At 69.2% G+C, this 14,745-nt stretch carries 11 protein-coding genes and 8 pseudogenes; 1 reads left to right on the top strand and 18 read right to left on the bottom strand.

Going from position 1 to position 14,745, the window contains the following annotated elements; genetic code table 11:
- Window positions 1-51 precede the first annotated feature (51 nt).
- Entirely contained in the window at window positions 52-537 is a 486-nt protein-coding gene (locus G7085_RS05345; RefSeq protein WP_331715485.1) for a molybdopterin-binding protein, read from the top strand.
- A gap of 25 nt (window positions 538-562) precedes the next feature.
- Here G7085_RS05345 and G7085_RS05350 read toward each other — a convergent pair whose 3' ends face one another.
- The 18 genes and pseudogenes from G7085_RS05350 to mobA form a co-directional block, all read right to left on the bottom strand.
- Window positions 563-904: a hypothetical protein gene (locus tag G7085_RS05350; protein WP_197510188.1), complete on the bottom strand. Its 342-nt coding sequence runs from the start codon at window positions 902-904 to the stop codon at window positions 563-565.
- The gene (locus G7085_RS05355) at window positions 844-1,170 is read right to left on the bottom strand and encodes a hypothetical protein (protein WP_197513038.1); all 327 of its coding nucleotides are present in this window, start codon (window positions 1,168-1,170) and stop codon (window positions 844-846) included. The genes G7085_RS05350 and G7085_RS05355 overlap by 61 nt, the downstream gene beginning before the upstream one ends.
- 482 nt (window positions 1,171-1,652) lie before the next feature.
- Window positions 1,653-2,074: pseudogene (gene moaC, locus G7085_RS05360) on the bottom strand (cyclic pyranopterin monophosphate synthase MoaC); the annotation flags it as partial.
- Window positions 2,075-2,221: 147 nt separating this feature from the next.
- Window positions 2,222-2,410, bottom strand: a pseudogene (locus tag G7085_RS34195) (hypothetical protein); the annotation flags it as partial.
- Window positions 2,411-2,442: 32 nt separating this feature from the next.
- Window positions 2,443-3,162, bottom strand: a pseudogene (locus G7085_RS24340) (molybdopterin-binding protein); the annotation flags it as partial.
- A complete protein-coding gene (locus tag G7085_RS05370; protein WP_197510190.1) occupies window positions 3,056-3,331 on the bottom strand; it encodes a MoeA family protein in 276 nt (91 codons plus the stop codon). The gene G7085_RS05370 and the pseudogene G7085_RS24340, both read right to left, overlap by 107 nt.
- Window positions 3,328-3,768 (bottom strand): annotated as a pseudogene (locus tag G7085_RS29540) (HesA/MoeB/ThiF family protein); the annotation flags it as partial. The pseudogene G7085_RS29540 and the gene G7085_RS05370, both read right to left, overlap by 4 nt.
- 13 nt (window positions 3,769-3,781) lie before the next feature.
- Entirely contained in the window at window positions 3,782-3,961 is a 180-nt protein-coding gene (locus tag G7085_RS29545) for a HesA/MoeB/ThiF family protein (RefSeq protein WP_331715487.1), read from the bottom strand.
- Window positions 3,962-4,061: 100 nt separating this feature from the next.
- Window positions 4,062-4,487: a molybdenum cofactor biosynthesis protein MoaE gene (locus G7085_RS05385; protein ID WP_231979249.1), complete on the bottom strand. Its 426-nt coding sequence runs from the start codon at window positions 4,485-4,487 to the stop codon at window positions 4,062-4,064.
- A gap of 63 nt (window positions 4,488-4,550) precedes the next feature.
- Window positions 4,551-5,943: pseudogene (locus G7085_RS34200) on the bottom strand (MFS transporter).
- Between the two features lie 246 nt (window positions 5,944-6,189).
- Window positions 6,190-6,426, bottom strand: a pseudogene (locus tag G7085_RS34205) (hypothetical protein); the annotation flags it as partial.
- Window positions 6,423-6,878: an MFS transporter gene (locus G7085_RS05395; protein ID WP_197510192.1), complete on the bottom strand. Its 456-nt coding sequence runs from the start codon at window positions 6,876-6,878 to the stop codon at window positions 6,423-6,425. The pseudogene G7085_RS34205 and the gene G7085_RS05395, both read right to left, overlap by 4 nt.
- Window positions 6,785-7,174: an MFS transporter gene (locus G7085_RS05400; protein WP_197510193.1), complete on the bottom strand. Its 390-nt coding sequence runs from the start codon at window positions 7,172-7,174 to the stop codon at window positions 6,785-6,787. Before G7085_RS05400 ends, G7085_RS05395 begins: the two co-directional genes overlap by 94 nt.
- A gap of 100 nt (window positions 7,175-7,274) precedes the next feature.
- Entirely contained in the window at window positions 7,275-8,033 is a 759-nt protein-coding gene (gene narI / locus G7085_RS05405) for a respiratory nitrate reductase subunit gamma (RefSeq protein WP_197510194.1), read from the bottom strand.
- A 75-nt stretch (window positions 8,034-8,108) separates the two neighbouring features.
- Window positions 8,109-8,639, bottom strand: coding sequence for a nitrate reductase molybdenum cofactor assembly chaperone (gene narJ, locus G7085_RS05410; protein WP_197510195.1), 531 nt, complete (start codon window positions 8,637-8,639; stop codon window positions 8,109-8,111).
- Window positions 8,639-10,221: pseudogene (gene narH / locus G7085_RS05415) on the bottom strand (nitrate reductase subunit beta). Before narH ends, narJ begins: the two are co-directional and overlap by 1 nt.
- Window positions 10,221-13,925 (bottom strand): annotated as a pseudogene (locus G7085_RS05420) (nitrate reductase subunit alpha). The pseudogenes narH and G7085_RS05420 overlap by 1 nt, the downstream one beginning before the upstream one ends.
- A gap of 144 nt (window positions 13,926-14,069) precedes the next feature.
- Entirely contained in the window at window positions 14,070-14,522 is a 453-nt protein-coding gene (gene mobA, locus G7085_RS05425) for a molybdenum cofactor guanylyltransferase (RefSeq protein WP_197512761.1), read from the bottom strand.
- Window positions 14,523-14,745: the final 223 nt, after the last annotated feature.

The raw sequence follows: 14,745 nt of genomic DNA on the forward strand, positions 1-14,745 counted from the left end.
GTGAACCGTGGCCTAGTCTTGCCCCATGAGCCATCGCGCCTGTGTGATCACGTGTTCGGACCGCGCCGCGGCCGACGTCTACGAGGACCGTTCCGGCCCATCCTGCGCGACGGGTTGACCACGCTGGGCTTCGAGGTGGGCGAGCCGGTGATCCTGCCCGACGACGCCCGGCTGATCGCCGCCGCCGTCCTTGCCGCGGTGGCGGACGGTGCCCGCGTGGTGCTGACCACCGGCGGCACCGGCGTGGGCCCGCGGGATGTGACGGTGGAGGCGACGCGTCCGCTGCTCGCCTACGAGATCCCCGGGATCGCCGAGGCGGTGCGCGCGGCCGGGCTCGCGAAGACCCCGCTGTCGAGCCTGTCGCGCGGCGTGGCCGGGGTCATCGGGTCGGAGGACCGGCGGGCGTTCGTGTTCAACGCGCCGGGCTCGCGCGGCGGGGCGAGGGACGCGCTCGGCGTGCTCGGCCCCATCCTGACCCACATCGTCGACCAGCTCGACGGCGCCGACCACGACATGGGTCGCCCACCGAGCCGGTGACCCGGCCGTCGGTCGGTGGACCCGGTCAGGCTCGGGACAGCCAGGAGATCAGCTGCCTCTTCCGGGTCGGCGGAAGCAGCCGACCGGGCCTGCCGCTCGCCGACAGCTTCGCGTAGTCGTAGCGCAGCGCGGGGTGGGCGGCCTCGAGCTCGGCCAGCACCCGCGGGAAGTCCGGGGGCCCCTGCACGGGTGAGACAGAGCCGGCGATCCCCTCGTCCGTCGGGTCGCAGCCCTTGCGGTCATACCGGCCGAGCTCGTCGTGACCGTACATCGACGGCCGGGCGCTGCCGCCGAGCACCTGCGTACTCATCGTCCCGATCCGGATGCTCCAGTCGGTGCGGTCACCGTGATAATTGGTGATCTCCATGTAGACGATCGCGTCGAACCAGCGGCAACCAGGCCCGCCAGCGGGTCGTCTTCCTCCTTCTCCGGGACGACGGGATCCAGGCTCAGGGAGACGCTCCAGTAGTCCTCGGGCAGGCCCAGCCCGAGCTCCCGCGACCAGGCCTCACCGACGGTCTCCGGCTGCCGGCCGAGCACCTGCGCGGCGGCCGCCCGGAGCCGGTCGGCGGCGTCGAGTTCCGGGAAGAGGCCCGTGAGGAAGAAGATGTGCTCCGCCTGCCGGGGAAGCATGCGGGGCACGAGCGCGAGGATGCCCTCCACTGCGGGCAGGGCGGGTCCCGCGAGGTCCGGATCGGCCGCCGCGATGAGGACCGCGCCGAGGGCATGGTCGCCCTGCCGGAAGTCCGGGCCCTGGTGCGGACGGGGTTGTCGATCTCATCGGTGCGGATGTCGATGAAGGCGTCCCCAGCGCCTCGACCACGGCGGGCGTGAGCACCTTGGCCATCCGCTCGACCTGCTTCCGGTTCCCGGGGCCGACGAGTACGAGGCGATCCTGGCGGCCGCCCTCTCCAGCTCGGAGGCCGTCGGGTCGGGCGCGGTGGCGGCGCGATCGCGGAGGCGCTGAGCGACGTCAGGTCGGAATCCCATGGACGGAGATTAGCCAGGGGCGGGACCATCCTCGGGCGCCCGCCACGCGGGAGCGGGACGGGCCGCCCGGCGCCGCGCCGCCGGGTGTCTACGGTGTCAGTCCCCGTCCGGGGTCGGGTGGTGCCGCGGACCCAGTCCCCCGAGCGGCCGCCCGACTTGGCGACCACCTTCGCCGACACGATCTCACTCAGCTTGTCGACGCCCTTGATCATGTCGACGACGGCGAGCGCCGCCACGGTCACCGCCGTAAGCGCCTCCATCTCGACGCCCGTGCGGTCGGCGGTGCGGACGGTCGCCGCGATCTCGATGCCGTCGTCGACGATCTCGAGATCGACGACGACGCCGTGCACGCCGATCACGTGCGCAAGGGGAAGCAGGTCGGGCACCTTCTTCGCGGCCGCGATACCCGCGACGCGCGCCACGGCGAGCACGTCGCCCTTCGGCACCGTGCCGCTGCGCAGGGCCTCGATGACCTCCTCGCTGCAGCGCACGCTCGCCACCGCGGAGGCTGAGCGGACGGTGGGGTCTTGGCGGTGACGTCGACCATCCGGGCGTTGCCTGCGTCGTCGAGGTGCGTGAATCGGGTCATGTTCCGGAGCCTACAAGCCGGAAACCCGGTGCACTGTGACCCGCTCCCCTGCTCCACCGCATCCCTCTCCTCCGGCACCACCGCCAGCCCGTCGGCCAGCGCCAGCGAGGCCACCAGGTGCGAGCCCGAGCCCAGCCGATGCACCGGCGAGACGCCATCAGGGCCGATCCGCACCGGGATGAACTGGCGCCGGCCCGCCGGTCCCCGCCAGCCCTCGACCACCGGGAGCGACTCGGCGGGCCATTCGGGCTCCAGCCGCCGAGGCGCGCGATCAGTGGCCTCGCGTAGACCCATGCCGAGACGAACACGCTGACGGGGTTGCCCGGCAGCCCGAGCATGGGCACGCGGCGTCCGTCGGGCGCGGTCAGCGTCCCCGAGGCCTGCGGCTTACCGGGCTGCATGGCCACCTTGTCGAACGACACGTCGCCCTCGACGACCTGGCGCACCACCTCGAACGCGCCCACCGACACCCCGCCGGAGGTCAGCACGAGGTCGGCCGACAGCGCCTCGGCGAGCGCTGCGCGGAACCGGGAGGGGTCGTCGTCGACGGCGGCGGCGGAGACGACCTCGGCGCCCCAGCCGCGGCACAGCCCCGCCAGCAGCACCGAGTTGGAGTCGGGGATCTGGCCGAACGCGAGGGGCTCCCCGCGGCGACCAGTTCGGAGCCCGTCGACAGCACGGCCACCCTGGGTCGCCGCACCAGGGGCACGCGGCCGTGACCGAGCGACACGGCGGCCGAGGCCGCTGCCGCCGACCAGCGCAGTCCTGCCGGCAGCGCCACGGCCCCAGCCAGGAGGTCCTCCCCCGACGGCGCACGTGCCTACCCGCGGGCACCGGTTCGGCGACCGCCACCGTCGACGGCGGCGCGACGGCCCGGCGGGCTGATCGGTCTGTTCGACGGGGACGACCGAGTCGGCGCCGGGGGCATGGGCGCGCCGGTCATGATGCGGGCCGCCTCCCCTCCCCGACGGCGGGCACCGAGGTGGCACCGGCGGGGATGTCGCCCACCACGCGCAGCACGACCCCGGGCGCGAGGTCCGCCGCACGGACGGCGAACCCGTCCATGGCGGAGTTGTCGAAGGGCGGCACGTCGACCACGGCGGCCAGGTCGGCGGCGAGCGCGCGGCCGATGCCCTCCGCCACGGGCGTGACCTCGACGGGCAGCGGCGACCCGAGCGACAGCACCCGCGCCAGATGCTCCTCGACGGTCCTCATCTGCGCGCCTTCCTGAGCGGCAGTTCCGACCAGCGCGACGTCACGGCATCCAGCAGCGCGACCCGACCCACCAGGGGCTTCCCGAAGCCGGCCAGGAGCTTGACCGCCTCGACCGCCTCGAGCGACCCGATCTGGCCCACCATGGCGCCGAGCACCCCTATGTCGGTCGCCTTCGGGTAGTGCCCGTCTGCCGGTTCCTCCGGGATCAGGTCGCGCAGGTAGAGCCGATCGCCGTCGGCGTCCGGCACGCCGAAGACGGAGCACTGGCCCTGCATCCCGACGGCGGATGCCCACACCAGACGCGCTCCGACGGCCTCGGCGGCGTCGGACAGCATGAACTTGGCGCCGAACGTGTCGGTGCAGTCGAGCACCAGGTCGTAGCGCGTGAACAGCTCCCTCGCCCGCTCGGGGTCAGGTACTCGGGGTACACCTCGACGGTGACGTCCGGGTTCAGCGCCCGCAGCCGCTCGGCCCCGATTCGGCCTTGTTGCGGCCGAGCTCGGTGTGCAGCACCTGCCGCTGCATGTTCTTCAGTTCGACAGCGTCGCCATCGACCACGCCGATCCGGCCGACCCCTGCCGCGGCCAGGTACGGCAGCGCAGCCGAGCCGAGCCCGCCGGCCCCGATCACCAACACGGATGAGGCGAGCAGCCGGAGCTGTCCCTCCTCCCCATGCCGACGATGTCGAGGTTGCGCACGTAACGCTCCCGTTGTTCGGCGGAGAGCCCCGTCACGGGCACTGCGACCATTCGTGCGTCCCGTCGACGAAGAACTGCTTCTTCCAGATGGGGAGCCGATCCTTGATGGTGTCGACCAGGTCGGAGGCGCAGTCGAAGGCCTGCTTCCGGTGCGACGCGGCCACCGCCACGTACAGGGCGACGCCACCGATGCCCAGCTCTCCGACCCTGTGTCGCGCCGCGATGGCGTGCACGCCATCGCGCTCCGCAAACTCGGCAACCACCCCGGCCATGGTTTCGGAGGCCGAAGGATGCCCCACGTACTCGATGCCGGTCACGGCCTTGCCGTGGTCGTGGTTGCGCACGATGCCCGCGAAGGTGACGACGGCGCCCGCCCGCTCATCGCTCACGAGGGCGAGCAGGGCGGCCCCGTCCACCTCTTCCCGGCTGACGTCGGCCACAGCGATTCTCGCCGTCAAGGAAACACCTCCAGGTTGGGGCGGGCCGACGGTTCCGGTCCCGCAGGATCTGACCTGCCCGGGTCAGCTCGGCTTGGGAGCACCCGGACGGGCGTAGCGCCACCACGTGATCGCAATGCACATTACCGCCCACGCGGCGCCGATGATGTAGAACGTCGTGGCGCTCATCAGGGTGAGACCGACGCCGAACAGGAACGGCCCGAACGCGGCGATGGCCGCCGTCCAGCCGATGACGCCGCCGGCCTGCCGCTTCTCGAAGATCATGGGCATCTGCTTGAACGTCGACGCGTTGCCGATGCCGGTGAACAGGAAGATGGCGAGCATGCCCCACAGGAACTGGTTGAAGTCGCCGCGCAGCGCCTCCGCACTGGAGATGTCGGGAGTGAGGGCGGGGATGGTGAAGATGATCGAGCCGAGGATGCCGATGCCGGAGATGAGCGTCCAGATGGCGCCCCCATCCGGTCGGTCAACGGGAGAACAGCACGCGGGCACCTGCGCTCACGAGCGCGCCGAGGAACACGAACTGGACGGGGTCGACCACCGAGTAGCCCTCGATCAGCACCGTCGCGTCGGCCCCGGTACCCGAGACGATGTCGGCGTTGCCCGCGCCGTAGAGGTTGATGATGAGCAGCGCGAACTGGGCCGCGAGGCCGGAGAACGTGCCGAACGTCATGATGTAGAGGAGCGTCATCCACCAGGTGTCCTGGTTCTTGAAGATGTCGAACTGCTGCTTGACGCTCGCCTTGATGGGCACCGAGCGCAGCACGACCCACGACCAGATGGCCACCACAATGATGATCGGGATGTAGATGAGTGCCGCGTTCTGGTACCAGACCTCGACCGGCTCCTTGCTGGGCACCGTCAATGTCTGCGAGCCGAGGAACCCGAACAGGCCGAACCCGATCAGCCACGGGGTCAGCAGCTGGACGAGCGAGACGCCGAAGTTGCCGATGCCAGCCTGGATGCCGAGCGCGGTGCCCTGCTTCGACCGCGGGAAGAAGAACGAGGTGGACGGCATGAAGCCGGAGAAGGCGCCGCCGCCGATGCCTGCCAGGAACGCGAGCGCGAGCAGGCGCCAGTACGGCACGTCGGGGTTGGTCACCTCGAAGCCCCAGCCGAGCATCGGCAGGATCAGCAGCAGGGTGGTCAGGGACACCATCTTGCGGGTGCCGATCTTGGGAGGCAGCACCATCCAGACCAGGCGCAGCAGGCCGCCGGAGAGGCCGGGCATCGACGTCAGCAGGAAGAGCTGGTTGTGCGTGAAGCTGTAGCCGAGAGCGTTGAGCTTGGGCACGATGGCGCTGGGCAGGAACCAGGCGACGAAGCACAGCGTCAGCGACACGGTGGACACGATCAGCGTGTTCCAGGCCAGCTTCTTGTCCCAGGTGGCCTCGTTCTCGGGGTCCCAGGAGACGAGCCAGTCGCCGTTGGTCTCAAGTCGGGTCGAGCTGCTCACGAGAGCTCCCTTTCTAGCGGTCGGTCGATGCTGCCTGCCAGGTCGGGGACTTCTCGTGCAGCATCTTGACGATGGTGAGGTGCATCCAGACGGCGCAGATGGCCACGAGGATGAAGATGCAGAAGAACGTGCTCGTCGGGAAGCCCGACCACGTCTTGGTGTAGGCGAACAGCGGCGGCAGGAAGAAGCCGCCCAGGCCGCCGAGCATGCCGACGAGGCCACCGACCGAGCCGACGTTGTCGGGAAGTACTCGGGAATGTGCTTGAACACGGCGGCCTTGCCGAACCCCATGGCGCAGCCGAGGACGAACACGAGGACCACGAACCAGAAGAGGTTCATGTGGTAGTGCAGGTGTTGCGTCTGGGCGCCGTCGGGATGGTTGATGGTGATGAAGCCGTTGGGCATCATGAGGATCCCGCTGGAGGCGAGCATCAGCGCGAACGTGGCATACATCACCCTCCTGGCTCCCCAACGGTCGCTCATCCAGCCGCCGACGGGCCGGAGCAGCGAGGCGGGAAGATGAAGGTGGCGGTCAGGAGGCCCGCGGTGGTGAGGGTCACGCCGAAGTTGTCGACGTAGTACTTGGGCAGCCACGCCGACAGCGCCACGTAGGCGCCGAACACCGCCACGTAGTAGAGGCTGAACCGCCACACCCGCACGTTGCTCAGCGGTCGGAGCATCTCGCGGATCGGCTTGGACGCGCCAGCCGCGCGGTCGACGCGCGGCACGATCATCCAGGTGGCGAGGCCGACGACGACGAGCAGGACGGCGTAGATGACGGGAATCAGCCGCCAGCCGCCGTTGATCCCGAGAACGTAGGTGGCGCCCGCGGTGGTGGCGATCAGCGGCGGGCCGATGAACTTCGTGACGGAGGCCCCACGTTGCCTGCGCCGAACACGCCCAGCGCGAGCCCCTGGCGTTCCTTGCCGAACCACGCCGAGTTCCAGGCGGTTCCCACCGAGAACAGGTTGCCGGCGAAGCCGACCAGGAAGGCCAGCAGGAGCAGCGCCGGGTAGCTGTCGGCGAACGACACCAGGTAGGCGGGCACCGCGGTGGCGAACAGGAGGAACAGCGTCACCTTCCTGCCGCCGATCCGGTCGGTCAGGATGCCCGCAGGCAGCCGCCACATGGAGCCGTTGAGCACGGCGAGCGCCGTGATCCAGGAGAGCTGCTCATCCGAGAGGCCGAACTCCTTCTGGATGGGACACCCAGGATGCCGAACATCAGCCACACCGCGAACATCAACGTGAACGCGATCGTCGACATCGTCAGGACGCGACCGGCGCCCTTGCCTGTGTCGTGGATGGGAGCGACCTCGATGAGTCGTGTGCTCAACGACGTGCCTTCTGGTTGTCGCGGGTGCCGACGGGATCCCACCCGCGGCCCTTGACGGTCTCCGAGTGGCGCGGCCGCTGGTCACGCGAGCGGTACACGATGTAGGGGCGGAAGAGGTAGTGAACCGGCGCCGAGAAGGCGTGCACGAGCCGGGTGAAGGGAATGATGGCGAACAGCGCCAGCGCGATCAGGACATGGAGTTGGAACTGCCAGGTCGCCGCGCCCATGGCCTCGACGTCGGGCTGGAAGGTGAACAGCGAACGGAACCACACCGAGACGGTCTCCCGGTAGTTGTGTTCCTCGCCGGTCGGCGTCTTGTCTCCGGTCAGCGTCGCGACCATCCCCAGCCCGATCACGGTGGCGAGCACCAGGTACATGAACTTGTCGTTCCAGGTGGTCGCCTTGAACACGGCACCGGTGGTGCGGCGCCGCACGATGAGCATGACGAGGCCGACGACCAGCGCGACGCCCGCCAGGCCACCGCCCCAGAACGCGCCCAGGTGGTACGCGTGCTGATCGAGGCCGATCCAGTCGGTGAACGCCTTCGGGATCAGCAGGCCGACGATGTGTCCCATCAGCACCGCGAGCAGCGCGAAGTGGAACAGCGGCGAGGCGATCTTCAGGAGCTTCGACTCGTACAGCTGCGACGAGCGGGTCGTCCAGCCGAACTGGTCATACCGGTACCGCCAGATCAGGCCGCCGATGAGGATCAGCAGGACGAGGTAGGGCAGGACGCCCCACAGCAGGAAGTTCATCGGACGCTCCCTTGCAGTTGCGGGTAGGGCAGGAACGTCGGCTCGAGGCCGACGGTCTCGGACGGGGGCTCGCGATCAGGTCGCGTACCTCGGCGCGGGTCTTCGGCGACGGGCCGCCCAGCGCGTCACACACGGCGGCGACGACCCCTGCATGGGCAGCTTGTCCTCGGTGAGCCCGATCCGCAGCAGCTCGAGGGAGGCACGGTAGGCGTTGAGGATGCCGATGCCGAGCCGGGGCGAACCGGTCGCCGCGAACTCGAGGACCATCGGCAGGTAGTCGGGCAGCTCGCCGTCAAGGTCGACCACAAGGCCCGAGTCGCGGTAGGTCTGCTTGATGGAGGCGAGCACCTCACCTCGGCGACGGGTGTCCCCGTCGGTCCAGTACGTCAGGTGCAGCGCGTGACGGCGCGACAGGTCGAACTCCTGCACATGCCACGACTGCAGTTCCATGATCGGCATGGAGCGCAGGTGGGCCAGTACGGGAGCGAACCGCTGTGCCGCGCCCGCCTCGGCCGAAGCCTCCTCGATCAGGTCGAGCCGGGCCAGCAGGTTCTCGTCGGGATAGCCGAGCAGCAGCGCGGCGGCCTGGAAGATCACACCGCTCATCAGGCACCGCTCGCATCCTGCTGGCGCGCCTTGGCGTCGGCATAGCTCTCGATCGCCACGGGCACCAGGCGACCCGACGACGACCCGAAGCCGTGGTCGTAGACGCCCGCGCCGCCCATGGTCCCCTCGAAGTCGACGGAGCAGCCCATCTCCTCCAGGTTGTGCGCCTGTTCGGAGTGGGCCTTCGGGATCACGTAGCGGTCCTCGTACTTGGCGATGGCCAGCAGCCGGTACATCTGTTCGATGGCGGCGCCGTCCATGCCGACGGCCTCGGCGAGTTCGGGCTGCCGCTCCCGCCCGAGCGTGACATCACGCATGTAGGAACGCATGGCGGCAAGCTTCTGCAGGACGCCCGTGACCACCGCGGAGTCGCCGGCGGTGAACAGCTCCGCCAGGTACTCCACCGGGATGCGCAGGGCGTCGATGGCGCCGAAGAGGTTCCCTCCGGCCTCCGAGTCGTGGCCCTGGTCCTTCAGCAGGTCGACCACCGGCGACAGCGGCGGCACGTACCAGACCATCGGCATGGTGCGGTACTCCGGGTGCAGCGGCAGGGCGACCTTGAAGTGCTTGATCAGTGCGTAGACGGGCGAGCGCTGGGCGGCGGCGATCCAGTCGGTCGGGATGTCGTTGGCCTTGGCGTCGGCGATCACCTGCGGGTCGTTGGGGTCGAGCATCAGGTCGAGTTGGGCCTCGTACAGGTCCTTCTCGTCTGCCAGTGCCGCCTCGGTCACGCGGTCGGCGTCGTACAGGATGACGCCGATGTAGCGCAGTCGACCGACGCACGTCTCCGCGCAGACCGTCGGGAGGCCCACCTCGAGGCGCGGGTAGCAGAAGGTGCACTTCTCGGCCTTGCCGGAGCGGTGGTTGAAGTAGATCTTCTTGTACGGGCAACCGGTGATGCACTGGCGCCAGCCGCGGCAGCGGTCCTGGTCGACCAGCACGATGCCGTCCTCGGCGCGCTTGTAGATGGCACCCGAAGGGCAGGCCGCCATGCACGACGGGTTGAGGCAGTGCTCACAGATGCGGGCACGAAGAACATGAACGTCTTCTCGTACTCCGCCTTGATCTGGATGTTCGCCTCTTCACGCAGCTTCCTGACGATCGGGTCCTCGTCGATGGTCTCGGCGATGCCACCGAGCGAGTCATCCCAGTTCGCGGACGCCTTGATGGCCATATCGTCGCCGGTGATCAGCGACTTGGGCCGGGCAACCGGGAAGTCGTCGCCGAGCGGTGCCTGGATCAGCTGCTCGTAGTCGTAGGTCCACGGCTCGTAGTAGTCGTCCATGCCCGGCTGCACCGGGAGGCGAAGATGCTGAGCAGCTTCTTGAACCGGCCGCCGGAGCGGAGCTTGAGCCTGCCCGACTTGGTGCGGACCCAACCGCCCTGCCACTTCTCCTGGTCCTCGTAGGTGCGGGGTAGCCGAGCCCGGGCGGGTCTCGACGTTGTTGAACCACACGTACTCGGTGCCGGCCCGGTTGGTCCACGCCTGTTTGCAGGTCACCGAGCAGGTGTGGCATCCGATGCACTTGTCGAGGTTCATCACCATGGCGACCTGGGCCATGACGCGGCGCTTCTTCGCCATCAGTACTGCACCTCCTGGGAGCGGCGACGCACGGTCGAGACGATGTCCCGCTGCACGCCGGTGGGCCGATGTAGTTGAAGGCGTAGGCCTGGTGGGCGTAGCCGCCGATCAGGTGGGTCGCCTTGAGCAGGATGCGGGTCACCGAGTTGTGGATGCCGCCGCGGCGGCCGGTGGCCTCCGACTTCGGCGTGTCGATGGTGCGCTCCTGCGCGTGCTGCACGTAGCAGATGCCGTCGGGCAGCTTCGGGGTGACGACGGCCCGCGCCACGAAGACGCCGTTGGCGTTGGTCAGCTCGATCCAGTCGTTGTCGGCCACGCCGATCGATTTCGCGTCCCCGACGCTCAACCAGGCCTGTGGCCCTCCTCTGCCGAGCGAGAGCATGAACAGGTTGTCCTGGTACTCGGAGTGGATCGACCACTTGTTGTGCACCGTCAGGTAGCGCAGCGTGATGGCCTTCTCCCGTTGGGGCCGAGCTCGGGTTCGCCGTAGGCGGTGGTCATGTCGAGCGGTGGCCGGAAGGTCGGCAGGTTCTCGCCCGCGTCGGTCATCCAGTCGTGGTCGAGGAAGAAGTGCATGCGTCCCGACAGGGTGTGCCAGGGCTTGAGTCGCTCCGTGTTGATGGTGAACGCCGCGTAGCGCCGGCCTCCGGTCTCCGAGCCCGACCACTCCGGGGAGGTGATCACCGGTTGCGGCGACGCCTGCGTCGACGCGAACGTGATGAGTTTCTCCTCCGACCCGGCCGAGAGGTCGGCCAGCTTGCGGCCGGTCCTCTTCTCGAGGGTGTGGAAGCCCTGGGTGGCCAGTTCCCCGTTGGTGGTGCCGGAGAAGGTCAGGATGGCCTCGGCGAGGCGGGCGTCGGTGTTGATGGCCGGGCGACCCTCGGCGGGCCGGACGGGTAGACGCCGTGCAGCTTCGCGAGCCGGTCGACCTGGTGGGACACGTCGTAGGTGACGTTCTTGATGGTGAAGCCGAGCTTCTCGGCGAGCGGCCCGACGGTGGCGAGCTTGTCGGCGATCGCGGTGTAGTCGCGCTCGACCACCTGCAGCACCGGGGCGTTCTTCCCCGGCACGACGGGCAGGTCGGTGCCGCGCCACTCCGGGACGTGGCCGCCCGGCTGCGCGATCTGGCCCGGGTGTCGTGCTGCAGGGCCACCGCGACCAGGTCCTTGCGGGTGTCGAGGCGGCCCTTGGCCAGCTCGGACAGCTTGTGGGCCAGATCGGTGAACACGTCGAAGTCGGTGCGGGTCTCCCACGGCGGGTCGATGGCCGGGTGAAGGCGTGCACGTAGGGTGCATGTCGGTCGAGCTCAGGTCGTGCTTCTCGTACCAGGTGGCGGCGGGCAGCACGATGTCGGACAGCAGCGTCGAGCTGGTCATCCGGAAGTCGGCGGTGATCAGAAGGTCGAGCTTCCCCTCGGGCGCCTCGTCGTGCCACACGACGTCGCGGGGCCGCTCGTCGGCGCCGTGGCCGTTGGGCATCACATTGTTGTGGGTGCCGAGGAGGTGCTTGAGGAAGTACTCGTTGCCCTTGGCCGACGACCCGAACAGGTTGGAGCGCCACAGGATCATGGTGCGCGGCCAGTTCTGCGGGCGTCGATGTCCTCGACGGAGCTCTTGAGCTCCCCCGACTTCAGCCTGGCCGCGATGTAGTCCTGCGGGGTGGCGTACTCGCCACGCTCGACGGCCGCGGTTGCCTCGTCGGCGAGGTCGAGCGGGTTGGCGTCGAACTGCGGGTAGAACGGCATCCAGCCGAGCCGGTGGGCAAGGGCGACCGAGTCGGCGGTGTGTTGCCCGTCGAGCGAGCCGGTCGAGAGCGGCGACTTGATCCGGTCGGCGGAGAAGCCGTCGGTGCGCCACTGGTCGGTGTGCATGTACCAGTAGGCGGTGCCGATCATGGTGCGCGGCGGGCGCGACCAGTCGAGCGCGTTGGCCATGTTGAACCAGCCCGTCATCGGGCGGCACTTCTCCTGGCCGACGTAGTGCGCCCAACCGCCGCCGTTGCGGCCGATGCAGCCGGTCATCATGAGCAGCGCGATGATCGCGCGGTAGGTGACGTCGGCGTGGAACCAGTGGCAGATGCCCGCGCCGATGATGATCATCGTGCGGCCCTTCGACTCCTCCGAGTTGGAGGCGAACTCGCGGGCGGTGCGGATGCAGGCCTCGGCGGGCACCGATGTGATCTCGGCCTGCCAGGCGGGCGTGTACGGCACGGTCGCGTCGTCGTATCCGGCGGCCCAGGTGCCGGGCAGATCGTCGCGACCAACGCCGTACTGGGCGAGCATCAGGTCGAACACGGTGGTGACGAGCCTGCCCTCGACGAGGCGGGCGGGCACACCGCGCCGCACCACCGAGCCCTCGCCCCTCGGGTCCTCGAAGCAGGGCAGCGCGACCTCGACGCCGTCGGCGCCGTCCTGGCCGAGCAGGGTGAGGGCCGGGCGCAGTTCGCCGAGGTCGAGGTTCCAGTTGCCCTGGTCCTCCTCGTTGTAGCGGAAGCCCATCGAGCCGTTCGGGACTGCGGGGGCCGAGGTGGCCTCGTCCCAGATGACGGTCTTGAACGCGGCGTCGGCGCGTGAGGCCTCGGCCGGCAGGTCGGCCGCGGTGAGGAACTTGCCCGGCACGAGGCCGTGTCCGTCGGGGTGCTCCACCAAGGTGATCAGCATCCCGAAGTCGGTGTACTGCTTGACGTAGCCGTCGAAGTAGTCGACCTGCCGGTCGATGAAGTTCTCCTTGAGGATGACGTGGCCCATCGCCATCGCGAGCGCCGCATCGGTGCCCGCCTGGGCGGGCAGCCACTCGTCGGCGAACTTCACGTTGTCCGCGTAGTCGGGGCTGACGGTGACCACCTTGGTGCCGCGGTAGCGGACCTCGGCCATCCAGTGCGCGTCGGGGTGCGGGTGACGGGGACGTTGGAGCCCCACATCATCAGGTAGGTCGAGTCCCACCAGTCGCCCGACTCGGGCACGTCGGTCTGGTCACCGAACACCTGCGGGCTGGCCACGGGCAGGTCTGCGTACCAGTCGTAGAAGCTGGTCATGGCGCCGCCGATGAGGTGCGTGAAGCGGGTGCCGATCGCGTGGCTGACCATGCTCATGGCGGGGATCGGGGAGAACGACACGCACCGGTCGGGGCCGTAGAACTTGATCGTGTTGACGTAGGAGGCTGCGGCGATCTCCATCGCCTCGTCCCACGAGATCCGCACCAGGCCACCCTTGCCGCGCGCCTGCTGGTAGCGGCGGCGCTTGACCGGGTCGGTCGAGATCTCGCGGAAGGCCTCGACGGGGTCACCGAGGCGCTTCTTCGCCTCCCGGTACATCTCGATGAGGACGCCACGGCCGTACGGGTAGCGCACCCGGGTCGGCGAGTAGGTGTACCAGGAGAAGGCCGCGCCGCGGGGCAGCCGCGGGGCTCGTACTCGGGCCGGTCAGGGCCGGTGGTCGGGTAGTCGGTCTGCTGCGACTCCCACGTGATGATGCCGTCCTTGACGTACACCTTCCAGGAGCACGAACCGGTGCAGTTGACGCCGTGCGTCGAGCGGACGACCTTGTCGTGGCTCCAGCGGTCCCGGTAGAACACGTCACCCGCGCGCCCTCCCTGTCGGAAGACCGCCCTGCCGTCGTCGGTCTCGTCCCACTTGGAGAAGAAGCGCCCGAGCTTGAGGAGGGCCTCGGATGCCGGCCCGTCGATGCGCGCGGAATCAGTACTCATGCGGGTAAGCCTTACAGGTTTACTACGATTTGTCAGACTAATTTGGAATTACCGAGATTTTTGGGACAACCCGCCTAGCCACGACGCGGAACGCTCAGGAAAGTCCGGCGTGTCGGGCCTGTTCCGGCGTGTCGACATCGGCCGTCACGTCACCTCGCACCGCGACCTCCAACAGGTCGAGCCGCGAGAGGACGCGTCGCACCGGCACGTCACGCACGTCGCCGGGCAGGGCGCCCCTGAGCGACCCGAGTCGGTACCGCCCCGCCAGGTACTGGGCCAGCCCTCCTCATCGACGGGGACGGTGCCGTCGGGGCCGAAAGGCGCGGCCTTCAGCAGCGCGACCACAGAGAAGGGGTCGGCGAGGTCTCCGGCCAGCAGGTACACCTCCGAGTCGGCCCCGAGGTCGCCCAGCGCGTCGACGGCGGCGGCGATGCCCGCGACCGGCCCGCCGAACGGTGGATCCTCGAGCACGAACCGCACCCGGGCGTCCGTGATGCCGTCACGGCCGGGCGAGGCGAACACCACCGCATCGGCGACCGTGAGGAGCGCATCGACGGCGATGGCCGCGAGGCTCAGCCCTCCCCTACCGAGCGCCAGCTTGTCCCGCCCATCCGGGACGAGCGGCCGCCCCCGAGCAGGATCCCCACGACGCGGGTCACGTGGCTATCCCCCGGCGAACGGAGGCAGCACGTCTACGCCCTCGACGCCGTCGAGCGGCGCATCAAGGTCATCGATGCGCGCCCCGTCCGCGAGCAACGAACTCACCCGCAGCACCCGATCGAGACGCTCATTATCGTCGGCGAGGAGCGCGACGAGCTCA

Origin of the sequence: Tessaracoccus coleopterorum (assembly GCF_011174705.1) — a bacterium.
GTDB classification, from domain to species: domain Bacteria; phylum Actinomycetota; class Actinomycetes; order Propionibacteriales; family Propionibacteriaceae; genus Arachnia; species Arachnia coleopterorum.